Source organism: Streptomyces sp. BE20, assembly GCF_036322525.1.
Lineage (GTDB): Bacteria > Actinomycetota > Actinomycetes > Streptomycetales > Streptomycetaceae > Kitasatospora.
Map to the genome: position 1 here is coordinate 155,403 of NZ_JAQYWW010000620.1, position 14,897 is coordinate 170,299.

Consider the following 14,897-nt stretch of genomic DNA (forward strand, 5'->3'; position numbering starts at 1 on the left):
CGGGAGCCGCGCGGACGGCGGAGTCGGCGGAGAGAGCGGACAAGGAGAAGCTGCGCCCATGACCGTACTGGTCGTCGGAGGAGGACCGACGGGCCTGGCGACGGCGCTGTTCCTGGCCCGCGCCGGGGTCGCGGTCCGGCTGCTGGAACGCCGGGCCGCCACCTCGCCGCTGCCCCGGGCCACCCATGTCACCCGCCGCACCATGGAGCTGCTGCGCGAGGCCGGTCTGGAGCCGGCGGTCGCGGCGGTCGGCTTCGAGGTGGTGCCCGGCGACGATCCGCGGGCCCGCACCGAGCCGGACCGGGTGCTCCCCCGCACGGTGATCGGCATCCCCTCGCTCGCCCGGCTGGACGACGCCGAGGTCCTGGAGACCGGCGAGGAGGAGCTCGCCGTCCCAGGACCGTGCCCGCCGTTCTGGTGCGGTCAGGACCGCATGGAGCCGCTGCTCCGCGAGGGCGCCGTCCGGGCCGGGGCGGACGTCAGGTTCGGCCACGAGCTGGTCGGGCTGGACGTCGGGGAGGACGGCGTGCTCGCCCGGGTCCGGCGTCCGGACGGCGGCCTCGAACGGCTCTCCGCCCGCTACCTGGTCGCCGCCGACGGCGCGCACGGCTGGATCCCCGAGCACGTCGGCGTCGTCCGGACCGGCCTCGGTACGGTGGCCCGCCGCACCAGCATCCTGTTCCGGGCCGATCTGGCCGGGCTGATCGGGCACCGCCGCTTCTTCATGAGCATGATCGACAACCCCGGTTTCTCCGGCGCGCTGATGCAGCTCAACGACGCGCACGGCTGGGCGGCAGCCGTGGAGGCCACCGCCCTCGGCCCCGGCCCCGGCACCCCGAACCTCCCGGACGCTCCGCAGGCCGCGCCCGCGCCCGCGCCCGAACGGTGCCTGGAACTGCTGCGGGCCGCGATCGGCGTGCCCGGCATCCGGATCGACCTGGCCGCCACCTTCCACTGGCAGGCCCGGCACCGGATGGCCGACCGGTACCGGCAGGGCCCCGTCCTGCTGGTCGGGGACGCCGCCCACCTGCACCCACCGGCCGGCGGCTACGGATCCAACATGGGCATCCAGGACGCGCACAACCTCGCCTGGAAGCTCGCCGCCGTCCTGCGCGGCTGGGCCGGCCCCGCCCTGCTCGACAGCTACGACGCCGAACGGCGCCCGGTCGGCATCGCCACCGCCCGGCAGACCCTGCTGCTCGACGGCGTCCCCTCCGACCGCCTCGGCGGGACGCTCCCCGCCGACCCGCGCACCATCATCATGGGCTACCGCTACCGCTCGGCCGCCGTCCCCGACGGCCTGTCCGACCCGGCCGACCTCGCGGGCCTCGCCGACCTCCCGGACCTCCCGGATCTCCCGGACCCGGCCGGGCCGCCTGCCCGGCCCGCCGACCGCGACCGGCCCGCCGACCCGGCCGCCGACGCCTTCCCCGCCGCGTTCGCCCTGACCGGCGCCCCCGGCACCCGCCTGCCGCACGTCCCCGTCCGGCTGCGGCGCGGCGACCGCACCGTCACCGCCTCCACCCTCGACCTCTGCGCACCCACGACCCGGACCGGCCCCGTGCTCACCCTGCTCACCGCCGACGAACGGTGGCGCACCACCGCCGCCGAGGTCGCCCGCGACCTCGGCGTCCCACTGCGCGCGCACGTCCTGCCGGCCGGCGAGTCCCTGCCCCCGGCCCTGTCCTTCACCCGGTCCTGCGGCACCGGCCGCGGCGGCGCCGTGCTGGTCCGCCCCGACGGCTTCGTCGCCTGGCGCTCCGCCACCCACACCGCGCCGTCCGCGGAGCAGCGCCGCCGCCGGCTGACCGCGGCCGTCCGCGCCCTGCTGGCCCTGCCCGCGGACCGGGCCGAAACCCACCGACCCAGGCTACGGAGTGGCCGATGACCCCCCACCGCCCGTACTGCACCTGCTGGCCCGGTGCCACCGTCTGGCTCACCGGGCTGCCGAGTTCCGGCAAGTCGACCATCGCGGCCGAGACCGCCCGCCGTCTCGAACCCGGCTTCCGCCGGGTCGAGATCCTGGACGGCGACCGCAGCCGCACCCTGCTCACCGCCGACCTCGGCTTCAGCCGGGAGGACCGCTTCGCCAACGTCCAGCGGATCGGCCTGGTCGCCGAGGTGCTGGCCCGCAACGGGGTCCTCGTCCTCGCCCCGGTGATCGCACCGTACGCGGACGCCCGGGAGGCCGTCCGGAAGCGCCACGAGCACTCCGCGACCACCTACCTGGAGGTGCACGTCGCCACCCCGGTCGAGGAGTGCGCGCGGCGCGACGTCAAGGGCCTGTACGCGCGGCAGGCGGCCGGCGACCTCACCGGGCTCACCGGCGTCGACGACCCGTACGAGCCACCCGCCCGACCCGACCTCGTCCTGCCCACCGACCGGCAGAGCGTCGAGGAGTCGGTCACCGCCCTGCTCGGACTGCTCGCCGGACGGGGGCTGCTGTGAACCACCTGACCGAGATCGAGTCGGAGGCCGTGCACATCATCCGCGAGGCGGTCGGCGAGGCCGAGCGCCCGGTGCTGCTGTTCTCCGGCGGCAAGGACTCCGTGGTGATGCTGCACCTGGCCCGGAAGGCCTTCGCCCCCGCGCCGCTGCCCTTCCCGCTGCTGCACGTCGACACCGGCCACAACTTCCCGGAGGTCCTCGCCTACCGGGACCGCGTCGTCGCCGCGTACGGGCTGCGGCTGCACGTCGCCCTCGTCCAGGAGTCCATCGACCGGGGCGAACTGACCGAGCGCCCGGACGGCAGCCGCAACCCGCTGCAGACCCACTGCCTGCGCCGGGCCGTCGAACTCCACCGCTTCGACGCCGTGTTCGGCGGTGCGCGCCGCGACGAGGAGAAGGCCCGGGCCAAGGAACGGGTGTTCAGCCTGAGGGACGAGTTCGGCGGCTGGGACCCTCGCCGCCAGCGCCCCGAACTGTGGCAGCTGTACAACGGCCGGCACGGCCCCGGCGAGCACTTCCGGGTCTTCCCGCTCTCCAACTGGACCGAGCTCGACGTCTGGCAGTACGTCGAACGCGAGCACATCGAACTGCCCGGCATCTACTTCGCCCACGACCGGGAGGTCTTCCGCCGCGACGGCATGTGGCTCACCGCCGGCGACTGGGGCGGCCCCCGCGCCGACGAGCACGCCGAGAAGCGGACGGTCCGCTACCGCACCGTCGGCGACATGGCCTGCACCGGCGCCGTCGAGTCGAGCGCGATGACGGTGCGCGCGGTCATCACGGAGATCGCCGCGTCCCGGCTGACCGAACGCGGCGCCACCCGCGCCGACGACCGGCTCTCCGACACCGCCATGGAGGACCGCAAGCGCGAGGGGTACTTCTAGCCATGACCGCCGCCACCGGGCAACCCGCCGAGGCCCTCACCACCACCGCGACCTCGCTGCTGCGCTTCGCCACCGCCGGCTCCGTCGACGACGGCAAGTCCACTCTCGCCGGGCGACTGCTGCACGACTCCCGGTCCGTCCTGTCCGACCAGCTGGCCGCCGTCGAGCACGCCTCGCGCGCCCGCGGCCTGTCCGTACCGGACCTCGCCCTGCTCACCGACGGGCTGCGCGCCGAACGCGAACAGGGCATCACCATCGACGTCGCCTACCGCTACTTCGCCACGCCCAGAAGGCGGTTCGTGCTCGCCGACACCCCCGGACACGTCCAGTACACTCGCAACATGGTGACCGGCGCCTCGACCGCCGAGCTCATGGTGATCCTGACCGACGTCCGGCACGGCGTCGTCGAACAGACCCGGCGGCACACCGCCGTCGCCGCCCTCTTACGGGTGCCGCACCTGCTGCTCGCCGTGAACAAGCTGGACCTGGTCGACTTCCGCGCCGCCCCGTTCACCGCCGTGGTCGACGAATTCACCGCCCTGGCAAGGTCGTTGGGCGTGCCCGAGGTCACCGCGATCCCCATCTCGGCCCGCGACGGCGACAACGTCGTCACCGCCTCCACCCGGATGGACTGGTACGGCGGGCCGACCCTGCTCGACCACCTGGAGACGGTGCCCGCCACCGCCGAACCGGACGACACGCCGGCCCGCTTCCCCGTGCAGTACGTCATCCGCCCCGGCGCCACCGGACAGCGCGGTTACGCGGGCCGGATCACCGCCGGCACCCTGCGCGTCGGCGACCGCGTCACCGTACTGCCGGCCGGCCTGACCAGCACCGTCACCGCCATCGACGCGCTCGGCACCCCGGTGGACTCCGCCCGCGCCCCGCAGTCCGTCAGCCTCCGGCTCGCCGACGACCTCGACGTGGCGCGCGGCGACCTCATCGCCCCCGTCGACGCCGCGCCGCGCCCGACCCGCACCGTCGAGGCCACCGTCTGCCACCTGCACGACCGGCCCCTGCGCGAGGGCGCCCGGGTCCTCGTCAAACACGCCACCCGGACCGTCCCCGCACTGGTCACCGCCATCCCCGTCCGGCTCGACCCGGACGGCCTGCGCCCCTCCCCGGCACACGGCAGCCTCTCCGTCAACGACCTCGGCCGGGTCACGCTGCGCACCGCCGAACCGCTCCCCCTGGACCCGTACGCGCGCTCGCGCCGGAACGGCTCGTTCCTGCTCATCGACCCGGCGGACGGCAGTACGCTCACGGCCGGAATGGTGGGCCAGGCACCCGGCACCGCCGGCGAATCGCACGAAGCGAACGGCCAATCCCGTTGACACGCATGCCCGTTCGACACCGCACCCGCCCCGCGGAACCACCCGGACCGAACCACCCGCGCGGCCCGCACCAGACAGCCGGCCGCGGACCACGGAACGATGGAGAAGAAGGCACCAAGTGAACGAGAAGAACACCGCCACCCACGGCACCCCCTCCAGCGGCGGCACGACCGTCACCCCCGAGGAGACCGCGGCCCTCTCCCTGCGCCTCGCCGGCGACGTCTTCCTGCCCGGGGAACCCGGCTACGCCGAGCACACCGCGGGCTTCGACCGCTCGGTCGTGCACCGGCCCGCCCTCGTCGTCGTCCCGGAGAACGCCGACGACGTCGCCACCGCCGTCCGCTTCGCCGCCGGGCTCGGGCTCGGCGTCGCCGTCCAGAACACCGGCCACGGAGCCTCGGTGCCCGCCGACGGCGACGCCCTCTACCTCGCCACCGGCCGGATGACGGGCGTGCGGATCGACCCGGAGCAGCGCACCGCACGGCTGGAGGCCGGGGTCCTGTGGGAGGACGTCATCCCGGCCGCCGCCGAACACGGCCTCGCCCCGCTCAACGGTTCGGCCCCGTTCGTGGGCGCCGTCTCCTACACGCTCGGCGGCGGCGTCGGCGTCCTCTCCCGGCAGCACGGCTTCGCCGCCGACCACGTCCACCGGATCGAGGTCGTCACCGCCGACGGCGAGCCCCGGGTGGCCACCGAGGACGAGAACCCCGACCTGTACTGGGCGCTGCGCGGCGGCAAGGGCAACTTCGGTGCGGTGACCGCGATCGAGGTCGGCCTGGTCGAACTGACCCGGGTGTACGGCGGCGGCCTCTGGTTCCCGGCCGAGTCCACCCGCGCGGCCCTGCACCGCTACCGCACGTGGGCGGCCGAGATGCCCGACGAGATGAGCTCCTCCTTCTTCATGCTCGACTGGCCGGACGTCGACGGCGTGCCCGCCGAGCTGCGCGGGCGCTTCGCCCTGCACCTGCGGCTCTGCTACCTGGGCACGCCGGAGGAGGGCGAGCGGCTGATCCGGCCGCTGCGCGAGGTCGCCCCCACCCTGCTCGACACGGTCACCGACATGCCGTACACCGAGGTCGGCACCATCCACAACGACCCGCCCACGCCCGGCTCGTACCACATCAACACGTTCCAGCTCCGCACCTTCGACGAGGACGTCGTGGAGGCCGTGCTGTCCCTCGTCGGGCCGGGCACCCACAGCGTGGTCGGCCTGGAACTGCGCCAGCTCGGCGGCGCCCTGGCCCGCCCGCCGAAGACGCCCAACGCCGTCGCCCACGTACCCGCACCGTTCCAGGTGTACGCGGCCGGCGTGCTCGGCACCGGCGCCGACGACGAGGTCCTCGCCGCCCAGGCCAAGGTCGTGGCGACCTTCGAGCCCTGGTACAGCGGCACCCGCATGCTCAACTTCATGGCCGGCATCGCCCACACCGACCCCGCGTACGTCCGCGAGGCCTACACCGCCGACGCCTACGAGCGGCTGGTCGCCCTCAAGACGGCCTGGGACCCGGCCAACGCGTTCCGCTACAACCACAACATCCCGCCGGCGCACACCGCCTAGCACCGCAGGGGGCCGGCCCGAGCTGCGGGCCGGCCCCCTCGCACCTCCCCCGTCCTCGCGACCCACGGAGACCCAGATGCCCCAGCAGCCCGAGACCTTCGACGCCCACCAGGACATGGTCGCCCTGCTCCAAGGGGCGTGGCGGGCCCGCGCCATCCACGTCGCCGCCGAACTCGGCATACCCGACCTGCTGGTCTCGGGCGAGCGCACCGTCACCGAACTCGCCGAGCTCACCGGCACCCACGCCCCCACCCTGGGCCGCCTGCTGCGCGCCCTCACCACCTACGGGGTGTTCCACCGCCTCCCGGACGGCCGGACGTACGCCCAGTCCCCGCTCTCCGCCGTCCTGGTGAGCGAACCCGGCAACCCCGAGTCCACCGACGCCCGCTTCATGGCCGCCAACTGGCACTGGGCCGCCTGGGGCGACCTGCTGCACTCGGTGCGCACCGGCGAGTCCTCCTTCGAGGTCGCCAACGGCGGCGTCTCCTTCTGGGAGCTCACCAAGACCGACCCGGACGCCAAGCAGCGCTTCAACGCCGCCATGAGCGCCGTCTCCGTCGCCGAGAGCACCGCCGCCGCGCGCGCCTACGACTTCACCGCCGCCCACCACGTCGTCGACGTCGCCGGCGGCCTCGGCAGCCTCCTCGCCGCGATCCTCACCGAGAACCCCGCCCTCCGCGGCACCATCCTCGAACGCCCCGAGACCGTCCCCCTCGCCGAGGACCTCCTCGCCGCCTCCGGCGTCGACGGCCGCTACGAGGTGGTGGCCGGCGACTTCTTCGACTCCGTCCCGCCCGGCGCGGACGTCTACACCATCAAGCGCGCCCTGCACGACTGGGACGACGACACCATCGTCCGCATCCTGGAACGCATCCGCGAGGCCATGCGCCCCGACTCCACCCTCCTCGTCATCGAGGGCATGGTCGACGAGGAGTCCGACCAGGAGGCCCTCTTCCGCGGACTCCTCCTCACCGTCCTGGTCGGCGGCCAGGACCGCCCCGAGTCCGACTACCGCACCCTCGCCACCCGCGCCGGTCTCCTCGTCACCCGCACCATCCGCATCACCGACACCCTCCGCATCCTCGAAACCCGCCTCCCCTGACCCCCGGAACCCCACCCCCACCCACGGCCCGGACCCACCCCGGGCCGCGGGTGAACACCGCTACGGGCAGCTCTCACCGAACTTCACGGCCTTCAACGTCACCGGCTGTCCCGGGCCCAGAAGCGGCCGGTTGCGAACGCGCGTCGCCACTGCGCGACCCGGCCGGGAGTGTCCCGGTGATTCGACCGGACGGGGCGCAGTACGGGTGCGTCACTGATGTCGCTCCGAGATGCCGGATGCCCCGAACCGCTCGCGGTCCGGGGCATCTGCACTGATGGGCGCGAGCGGCTTTCGGACACGCGGAGACACTGGGGGATCTCTGGGAGCGAGGAAACGATCAAGGGCCAGTTCGTGAGGATTCACTCCTCCGAACTGGCCCTTCTCTTCTGTGGGCGCGGACGGTTTCGAACCGCCGACATCTGCTTTGTAAGAGCAGCGCTCTACCACTGAGCTACGCGCCCCTGGTCGTGGGCCTGTGGAGGGCGCACGACGAGTGCCCAGAGTACCTGGTCCGCGGGGTGGTGTGGTGCAGGTGCTCGGTGGGTGGGACGGGTGGGGTGCCGGTCGGGCGGGGTGATCGGGAACAATGGGCGGTGGATCAGCTGTCGGAGCAGGGAGCGCACAGTGAGGGTGGCCGGCGGAGGCGGGCGGGGGCGGCGGTGGCCGGGGGGTGTGATGGCCGAGGCGCTGGTGCTGCCGCTGGTGGTCGCGGGCGTGCTGGGGGCGGCCGGGGCGGCGTCGTTCGGGACCGGCGGGGGCTGGTGGGGGCGGCGCGGCGGTGACGGGGCGCGGTCGGACGCCCGGGCGGCCCGGGACGCGGCGCAGCAGGCGTTCTACGAGGTGGACTCGGCCCAGCGCGAGGTGCGGCTGGCGGTGGAGACGGTGCGCGCGGTCGGGGACAGTGCGACGGCCCGGCGGGCGGTGTCGGACTTCGAGGCGATCTCCGGCCGGGTGGACCAGGTGACCGTCAACTACCTGGCGGCTCTGGACGCGCACGACCTGGACGCGGAGGAGCTGGAGTCCGGCGCGGCGGCGCGGGCCAGGAACCAGTTGAACGACGTGAAGGGGCAGCTCGGCTCGGCGCTGGCGGAGCTGAACGACTTCCTGCGGAAGCTGCAGCCGTCGCTGGACCGGGCCGAGTCGCAGTTGATGCGGGTGGCGCCGGCGGTGGAGCAGGCCAAGCACGCACTGCTGGCGGCGAGCAACGCGCTGGAGGCGGTGCGCGGCGCGGGGCTGCGGGCGGACGACCTGGCGGCGCGGCTGGCCGAGCTGGCGCCGGAGCTGGGGCGGCTGAACGAGGGCGCGGGCCGGCACGGCGTGGAGGCGACCCTGCAGCGCGCGGAGCGGGTGAAGGAGCGCGCGGAGTCGATCGCGGCGGACGCGGAGCAGCTGCCGGAGCGGGCTCGGGAGATCGACCGCCGGGTGGCCAGCCTGCGGACCAGGATCCAGGCGCTGGAGACCAAGGCGGAGACGGTGGAGCCGGCGCTGAGCGAGTTGCGCCGGCGGTTCACCATCGCGTGCTGGCAGGACCTCCAGCGGGTGCCGGACCAGGTGGTGGAGGCCCGGCGGGCGGCCGAGGGGAAGCTAGCCGAGGCCGCACGGGCGCGCGACGAGCAGCGGTGGCCGGACGCGACGGCCGCGCTCGGCACGGTGCGGGCCCTGCTGGAGACGGCGGACGGCTCGGTGGTCGCGGTGAACGAGCGGCTGCGGCAGCTGAACGAGGTGCAGCACGACCCGAGCCGGGAGATCGAGCGCACCCGGTTCGCGCTGCGGGACGCGCAGCGGCTCGCGATGGCCGGGCGCCAGGCGCCTGACCCGCGGCACGCGGCTCCGCTGGACGCCGCGGTGGCGCGGCTGGACCGGGCGGCGGTCGAGTTGGAGGAGGCCGGGCGGCATCCGGACTACTGGCGGTTCCTGACCGAGCTGGCCGCGGTGCGGGAGAAGGCGGCGAACGTGGTGGAGCTGATCCGCGGCGACCTGGGCGGACAGCGGTAGCAGCCGGAGGGAAGGTCGGAAGTCGGGAGCGCGGGGCCGAGAGCCGGAAGCCGGGAGCCGAAGGCCGGAATGCGCGGACACGGGCGCCCGGACGCGGACCCCGGCTACGCTGCGGGGTATGCCACGCTACGACTTCCGCTGCCGCTCCTGCGGGGCCACGTTCGAACTCCGCCGCACGATGGCCCAGGCCAACGACCCCGCGGTCTGCCCGCAGGGCCACGAGGACACCGTCAAGCTGCTGTCGGCCGTCGCCGTGACCGGCGCGGGGTCGTCCGGTGGCGCGCCGCAGCAGGCCTCCGGCGGGGGCGGCTGCTGCGGCGGCGGATGCTGCGGCTGAGGAACACCGCTTCTGACGCGCCCGGTGGCCCGGCGGCCCCTGCGGTCGTAGGGGCCGCCGGGCCACCGGGGCGTTTCCGCTAGCGGACGGCGACCGGGACGAGGTCGTCCGCCTCGCCCCGGACGCGGGCCAGGAACCGTCGGACGATCTCCTCGCCGGCGGCCACCCCGACCTCGTCGAGGGCGGTGACACCGGGGGCCGTCCAACCGCTGTCGGCCAGCTCGCCGTGCCCGGGGCGCCAGGCGGCGTCGGCGGCGAGCAGCAGGTCGGCGTCCAGCAGGGAGTCACCGGCGGCGAGCACGGCGGGCCCGCCGTCAACACCGTCCACGCCGTCGCCACCGGCCTCGCCACCGGCCTCGCCACCGGCCCGGCGCCGGACCTCGGCCAGGGCGGCGCTCTTGCTCAGCGGCCCCGGCACCGCGTACACCTTGCGGCCCTGGAGCGAGACGCTCCAGCCGCGCTCGGCACACCAGCCGGTGAGCTCCTCCAGCCAGCCGACCGGCAGCTCGGCCCGCTCGACCACCAGGTACGCGAAGAGCTCGTCGGCGACCCGTCGCTTGTGCGTCCACTCCGGGTCGGCGCAGAGGGCCAGGTGCTCGACCACCTCGGCCAGCGGCGCCGCCCCGGCGGCCAGCCGGCCGGCCATCTCGGCCTCCCAGTCCTCGTCCGGCACGCCGTCGACGAGCAGCCGTCCGCCGTTGCTGCAGATCGCGTACGACGGGACCCAACCGGGCGTCGGGCCGGGCAGGTTGACCCGCTCGTACTGGGCCCGGGTGCGGGTGGTGGCGGGGACGAACAGGGCCTCCTGGGTCAGCTCCACCAGCAGTGCGGCGGCCTGCTCGGTCATGAAGGAGAGCGCCTTGCCGTCGTGCACCTCGACGGAGAGCAGGCGTGGCGCGAGCCGGTCGGGCACGTCCAGGGCGAGGGCCCGGTTGGAGTAGATCAGGGTGCGGTCGAGGTCGCTCGCGACCAGGAAGCCGCGGGGCAGCGAACCACGGGGGCTGCTCATCGGTTCAGGACTCCTTCACCAGGACGGCCGTGCCGGAGGCGCCGGTCGCTCCCCGGCTGTAGCGGGGGTGGATCAGGCCGACGCACGAGTACGGCAGGTCGTCGACCTCCTCGACGGGGACGCCGCGCTGGGCGGCGAGCAGGCGGACGTGGTCGAGGTCCGCGCCTGCGCCGCGGCGGGCCAGGACCCGCCAGGGGACGCGGCGCAGCATGACCCGGGTGGTCTCGCCGACGCCGGGCTTGACCAGGTTGATGTCGTCGATGCCGTACTCGGCGCTGATCCGTTCGACGGCGGCCCAGCCGGCCCAGTCGGGCGTGCGGTCCGCGGCGCGGTCGGTGTCGAGGAACCGGCCGGCCGCGGCGACGGCCTCGGCCCGGACGGCGTCGAAGTGGTCGGCGACGGTGTCCAGGAAGGCACCGGAGACGTCGGCGCCGGCCAGGTCGGTGTAGTGCTTGGCTCCGTGGAAGTCGTCCGGGCCGATCAGGTCGGTGCGCAGTACGGTGCGCGAGACGAGGCCGGAGACGGTCGAGTTGAGGCAGGCGGAGGGGATCAGGAAGTCGTCCCGGGTGCCGAAGGTGCGCACGCAGCGGCCGGGGTCGGCGAGGACGGCCAGCCCGGAGTCGAAGCCGCTGCCCGCCAGGGCCTCGTCGAGTTCGCGGGTGATCGCGCCCTTGCCGGTCCAGCCGTCGACGAAGACCACGTCGGAGGCCCGGTGATGGGCGGCCAGGTACCGCAGGGCGACCGGGTCGATGCCGCGGCCCCGGACGATGGAGACGGCGTAGTGCGGGGCTTCGACGCCGTGTCCGGCGGCCAGCCAGCGGCGGATCAGGACGCCGACGGGCGTCCCGGCACGGGCCAGGGAGGCGAGCACCAGACCCCGGCCGCGTTCGGCGACCAGCGTCTCGGCGACGGTGCCGACGGCGAGCGCGATCCGCCGGGCGGAGACCCGCAGCGCCTGGTGGAACAGCTCCTGGTACTCGGGGCTCGGCTGGTACTCGACCGGCAGTGACTCCGCGTAGTGGGCGCCGCCGCTCTGTACGGCTTCCTCCCGCTCCTCGGTGGGCGCCTCCAGCGCGACGCCGGAGAGGTCCTTGAGCAGCCAGGCCACCTCGTCGGCGCGGTAGGAGGAGAACGCCGGACCGTACAGCGGGCGCGGCAGCCGGGACTCCGGGGCGCCCGCCAGAGCACCCGCCGCCGTGCCGCCCTCCACCGTGCCGCCCGGCCGGTACGTGGGCAGGACGGCGAGCACCACCCGGTCGGTGACCCGTCGCAGCTGGCCGATCAGGGCGCGCTCGCCCTCGTGCAGTGCGGGGGTGTCGGCGACGTCGTCGACCACCAGGACGACGGTGGCGAAGCGGCGGGCCGGGTCGGCGCCGGGGGCGACGTTGTAGGCGTACCGCTCGCGCGAGGCGTCGTCGGCGGGGTCGTCGTGGGCGGGGAAGGCGAGCCGGGTGCGGATGGCGTAGCCGGGGTCGTCGACCGCGAGGACGGGCGAGCGGGTGGTGGTGGAGAAGTGGACCCGCTCGGCGCCGCCGGGGAGCCGTTCGGCGAGGGCGCCGGCCAGCCGCAGCGGCGTGTACATCAGCTCCTCGAAGCCGAGCACCAGCACCCGCCCGCCGCCGTCACCGGACGCACCGGCGCTGTCACCGTCACCGGACGCACCGCCGTCGGACGCACCGCCGCCGTCACCGGCCACGACGGCCGCCAGCTGCCGGCCCAGCTCCGGGAGCGCGGCGTCGAACCGGGCCCGGTGCTCGCGGGTGAAGCCGTGCCGGCCGCCCTCCGGCAGGCCGGCCGGCCAGGCGAGCTCGGCGCGGACCAGCGGGGCCGCGGGGGCGGGCGGCGGCTCGGGCGCCGGTCCGGCGTCGGCGATCAGCCGCTCGGCGCGGTCCAGGATGTCCTCGGGGAGCTCGACGCCGCCGCCGGCCAGGGCCACCAGGTCGAGCCGGGCACCGAGTTCGGCGGCGACGGAGGCGAGCCGCTGCCGGTCGGCGGCACCCCGCAGGTCGACCAGCGCGACCACCACGTAGTGGTCCCGCTGGTGGTGGGCGTGGAGCGCGCGGATGGTGTTGAGCGCGGTGGTGCCGGTGGAGAACTCGTCGTCCACCAGCACCAGCGGCCCGTCCCCGGCGAGCAGCCGGGGGTCGGTGGGCAGCAGCAGGTGGGAGGTGGCGTGCGAGTGCTCCTCCTCGAAGCCGCCGACCGGATCGACGCCGGGCACCGGGCGGCGGGTGGAGTGCAGGTAGGGGGCGTCCAGGCCGTCGGCGACGCTGTGGCCGAGGCCCGTGGCGGTCTCGGCGTAGCCGAGCACGACGGCGCGCGCCGCGGCCTCGTCGCCGAGCAGCTCGCGGACCCGGCTGCCGAGGTCGAGCCCGGCGCCGTGGACCACGGCGGGAAGCTGCGGGACGTGCTTGCCGAGCACGGTGGAGACCAGCAGATGGGCCCGCTTGCGGTTCTCCCGCAGGGCGAGGCCGACCAGTTCGGGGAGCAGCTCGGAGCCGGTCAGGCCGACACCGGCCCGCTCGGCCACCCATCGGCCGGTCCACTCCTGCGGTGCTGCCACGAGACGTCCTGTCACTACGGGTCCTGCTTTCGGTGGTGCGGTTCACATCTGGACGAACGGCGACGGACTACGACGGACTACAGCGATCTAAGACGTTCTACGACGCTCCACGAACGAGCAACGACGGACACCCGGGACGCGCCCCGGGGGCGAGCCGCCGCCGGAACGGGCGCCCACGACGGACGGGCCGTCCGAAGACGGCCCCGGGCGGCGGTCCTCACCGGCAGAGGCAGGCCGAGAGCAGCTCCGCGAAGCTGACGTCCTCCCGGGCCACGCCGAACACCTCCGCCCGAAGCAGCACCCGCTCGGCCCAGGCCCGGTGGGGCTTGGCCTCGTTCATCTTGTTGGTGTACGCCGAGCGCATCACCCCGCCCCCGCCGCGCTCCTGGTCGAGGATGTCCCGGGCGTCGCTGTACTCCTCGTGCGTGACCACCGAGAGGGCGTGCACGGCGGGCACGTGGCTGGGGTGGATGCAGGTCTTGCCGAGCAGGCCGTTGGCGCGGTCGAGCTCGATCTCGCGGATCAGCCCGTCGAGGTCGTGCTCGATGATCCGCTGCCGCACCGCCACCCCGGAGGGCTCGGCCTCGACGAACGGGGTGCGGCGCAACTGCGGCTTGAACATCCGTTCCTGGACGGGGAAGTACTCCCAGACCGGGCCGGTGACGGTGAACCCGGTGCCGTCGGCCCGGCCGAGCACGTTGACCACGTCCCCGATCACGGCGGCGACCAGGGCCACGTCGTACGCGGTCAGGTCGGGCGAGCGGCGCAGGCCGTACGCGGAGCAGAGGTCGGTGACTCCGAGCCGGACGGCGAGGACGCGCTCGCGGTACTTGTCGAGCAGCCGGGCTATGCCGAACAGCTGCTCCCGGCGGGTCTCCAGGTGGGCCAGTTCGGGCGACTCCAGGACCGGCATGGCGAACAGCCGCCGGCCGGTGGTCGCCTCGGCGGCGGCGAGCGCCTCCAGGAAGTCCCCGCCGGTCTCCTCGGTGAACTTCGGCAGGACGAATCCGGTGAGCAGACCGACGGACGGGCCGAGTCGGCCGACGAGGTCGGTGATCTGGGCGGGGGTTCGCACCCTGATGAAGAGGAGGGGCAGATCATGTGCGCAATCCGTGGAGATCTCACGGCTCGAAGCGGCCGCGGACACCTCCTCGAAGAGCTCCCCGAACCGGGCCACCAGGTTCGCCTCGGCGGCCGGCACCTCATGGTCGGCGATCGCGTCCTCCAGGCAGAGGACCATCGAGACGACGCCCTGCGCGGCCTGCTTGCGGACGTCGGTCCGCAGCGTCGGCCGGGTCGCCGGACTGTAGAGCGTGGCGCCGAGTGCGGTCGCCAGGACGGCCGCGTCACTGTCCGGGGTGAACACCCGCGGCGATTCGAGAAAGAGCCGGTCGCGTACGTCGTCCGCGAGGTGGCCGAAGTGGCGCAAGGTGCTCTCCTCAGGGTTCGGCCGCCGGTCCGGCGGATGCGAGAACAGAACGCGGGACGGGACACGGGAGCAGTGGACGGGGCGGTGCCGACACCCGGATGAACCGGCCCGGCAGCCGCGATGGTTCCCGGACGGGAACCGGCCCGATCCCCCTTGACCGGACCTCCGGACCCCTCGATCGTCCATCGTACGGACGCCGCCCGGTCGAATGCACTTCCGAAACATCGAATTCTCGGAA

Annotated in this window: 11 protein-coding genes and 1 tRNA gene; 8 read left to right on the forward strand and 4 right to left on the reverse strand. The window is 74.5% G+C overall.

Annotated features, from left to right (window positions below; all coding sequences use genetic code 11):
* Positions 1 to 58 precede the first annotated feature (58 nt).
* The 6 genes from PUR61_RS12925 (at position 59) to PUR61_RS12950 (ending at position 7,326) form a co-directional block, all read left to right on the forward strand.
* The gene (locus tag PUR61_RS12925; protein ID WP_329878947.1) at positions 59 to 1,888 is read left to right on the forward strand and encodes an FAD-dependent oxidoreductase; all 1,830 of its coding nucleotides are present in this window, start codon (positions 59 to 61) and stop codon (positions 1,886 to 1,888) included.
* Positions 1,885 to 2,448 carry an adenylyl-sulfate kinase gene (gene cysC, locus PUR61_RS12930; protein WP_329878948.1) on the forward strand — a complete coding sequence of 188 codons (564 nt, stop codon included), beginning with the start codon at positions 1,885 to 1,887 and terminating at the stop codon, positions 2,446 to 2,448. The genes PUR61_RS12925 and cysC overlap by 4 nt, the downstream gene beginning before the upstream one ends.
* Entirely contained in the window at positions 2,445 to 3,332 is an 888-nt protein-coding gene (cysD, locus tag PUR61_RS12935) for a sulfate adenylyltransferase subunit CysD (protein WP_329878949.1), read from the forward strand. The genes cysC and cysD overlap by 4 nt, the downstream gene beginning before the upstream one ends.
* 2 nt (positions 3,333 to 3,334) lie before the next feature.
* Positions 3,335 to 4,666: a sulfate adenylyltransferase subunit 1 gene (locus PUR61_RS12940; protein ID WP_329878950.1), complete on the forward strand. Its 1,332-nt coding sequence runs from the start codon at positions 3,335 to 3,337 to the stop codon at positions 4,664 to 4,666.
* Between the two features lie 118 nt (positions 4,667 to 4,784).
* Entirely contained in the window at positions 4,785 to 6,224 is a 1,440-nt protein-coding gene (locus PUR61_RS12945; RefSeq protein ID WP_329878951.1) for an FAD-binding oxidoreductase, read from the forward strand.
* A gap of 76 nt (positions 6,225 to 6,300) precedes the next feature.
* Positions 6,301 to 7,326 (forward strand): methyltransferase, encoded by a 1,026-nt coding sequence (locus PUR61_RS12950; RefSeq protein WP_329878952.1) that lies wholly within the window; start codon positions 6,301 to 6,303, stop codon positions 7,324 to 7,326.
* 389 nt (positions 7,327 to 7,715) lie between these two features.
* Here PUR61_RS12950 and PUR61_RS12955 read toward each other — a convergent pair.
* Positions 7,716 to 7,787: transfer RNA gene (locus PUR61_RS12955), tRNA-Val, on the reverse strand.
* Between the two features lie 214 nt (positions 7,788 to 8,001).
* Between PUR61_RS12955 and PUR61_RS12960 the strand changes: the two genes are divergently transcribed.
* Both PUR61_RS12960 and PUR61_RS12965 read left to right on the forward strand, forming a co-directional pair.
* Complete coding sequence (locus tag PUR61_RS12960) at positions 8,002 to 9,321, forward strand: hypothetical protein (protein WP_329878953.1); 1,320 nt, start codon at positions 8,002 to 8,004, stop codon at positions 9,319 to 9,321.
* Positions 9,322 to 9,439: 118 nt separating this feature from the next.
* Positions 9,440 to 9,658, forward strand: a complete 219-nt coding sequence (locus PUR61_RS12965; RefSeq protein ID WP_329878954.1) for an FmdB family zinc ribbon protein — start codon at positions 9,440 to 9,442, stop codon at positions 9,656 to 9,658.
* Positions 9,659 to 9,737: 79 nt separating this feature from the next.
* Here the strand turns inward: PUR61_RS12965 and PUR61_RS12970 are convergent, their stop codons facing one another.
* From PUR61_RS12970 to PUR61_RS12980, 3 genes are all read right to left on the reverse strand, one after another.
* Complete coding sequence (locus tag PUR61_RS12970; protein ID WP_329878955.1) at positions 9,738 to 10,667, reverse strand: HAD family hydrolase; 930 nt, start codon at positions 10,665 to 10,667, stop codon at positions 9,738 to 9,740.
* Positions 10,668 to 10,671: 4 nt separating this feature from the next.
* Positions 10,672 to 13,230 carry a phosphoribosyltransferase gene (locus tag PUR61_RS12975; RefSeq protein ID WP_329878956.1) on the reverse strand — a complete coding sequence of 853 codons (2,559 nt, stop codon included), beginning with the start codon at positions 13,228 to 13,230 and terminating at the stop codon, positions 10,672 to 10,674.
* A gap of 217 nt (positions 13,231 to 13,447) precedes the next feature.
* The gene (locus PUR61_RS12980) at positions 13,448 to 14,659 is read right to left on the reverse strand and encodes an HpcH/HpaI aldolase/citrate lyase family protein (protein ID WP_329878957.1); all 1,212 of its coding nucleotides are present in this window, start codon (positions 14,657 to 14,659) and stop codon (positions 13,448 to 13,450) included.
* Between the last annotated feature and the right edge of the window lie 238 nt (positions 14,660 to 14,897).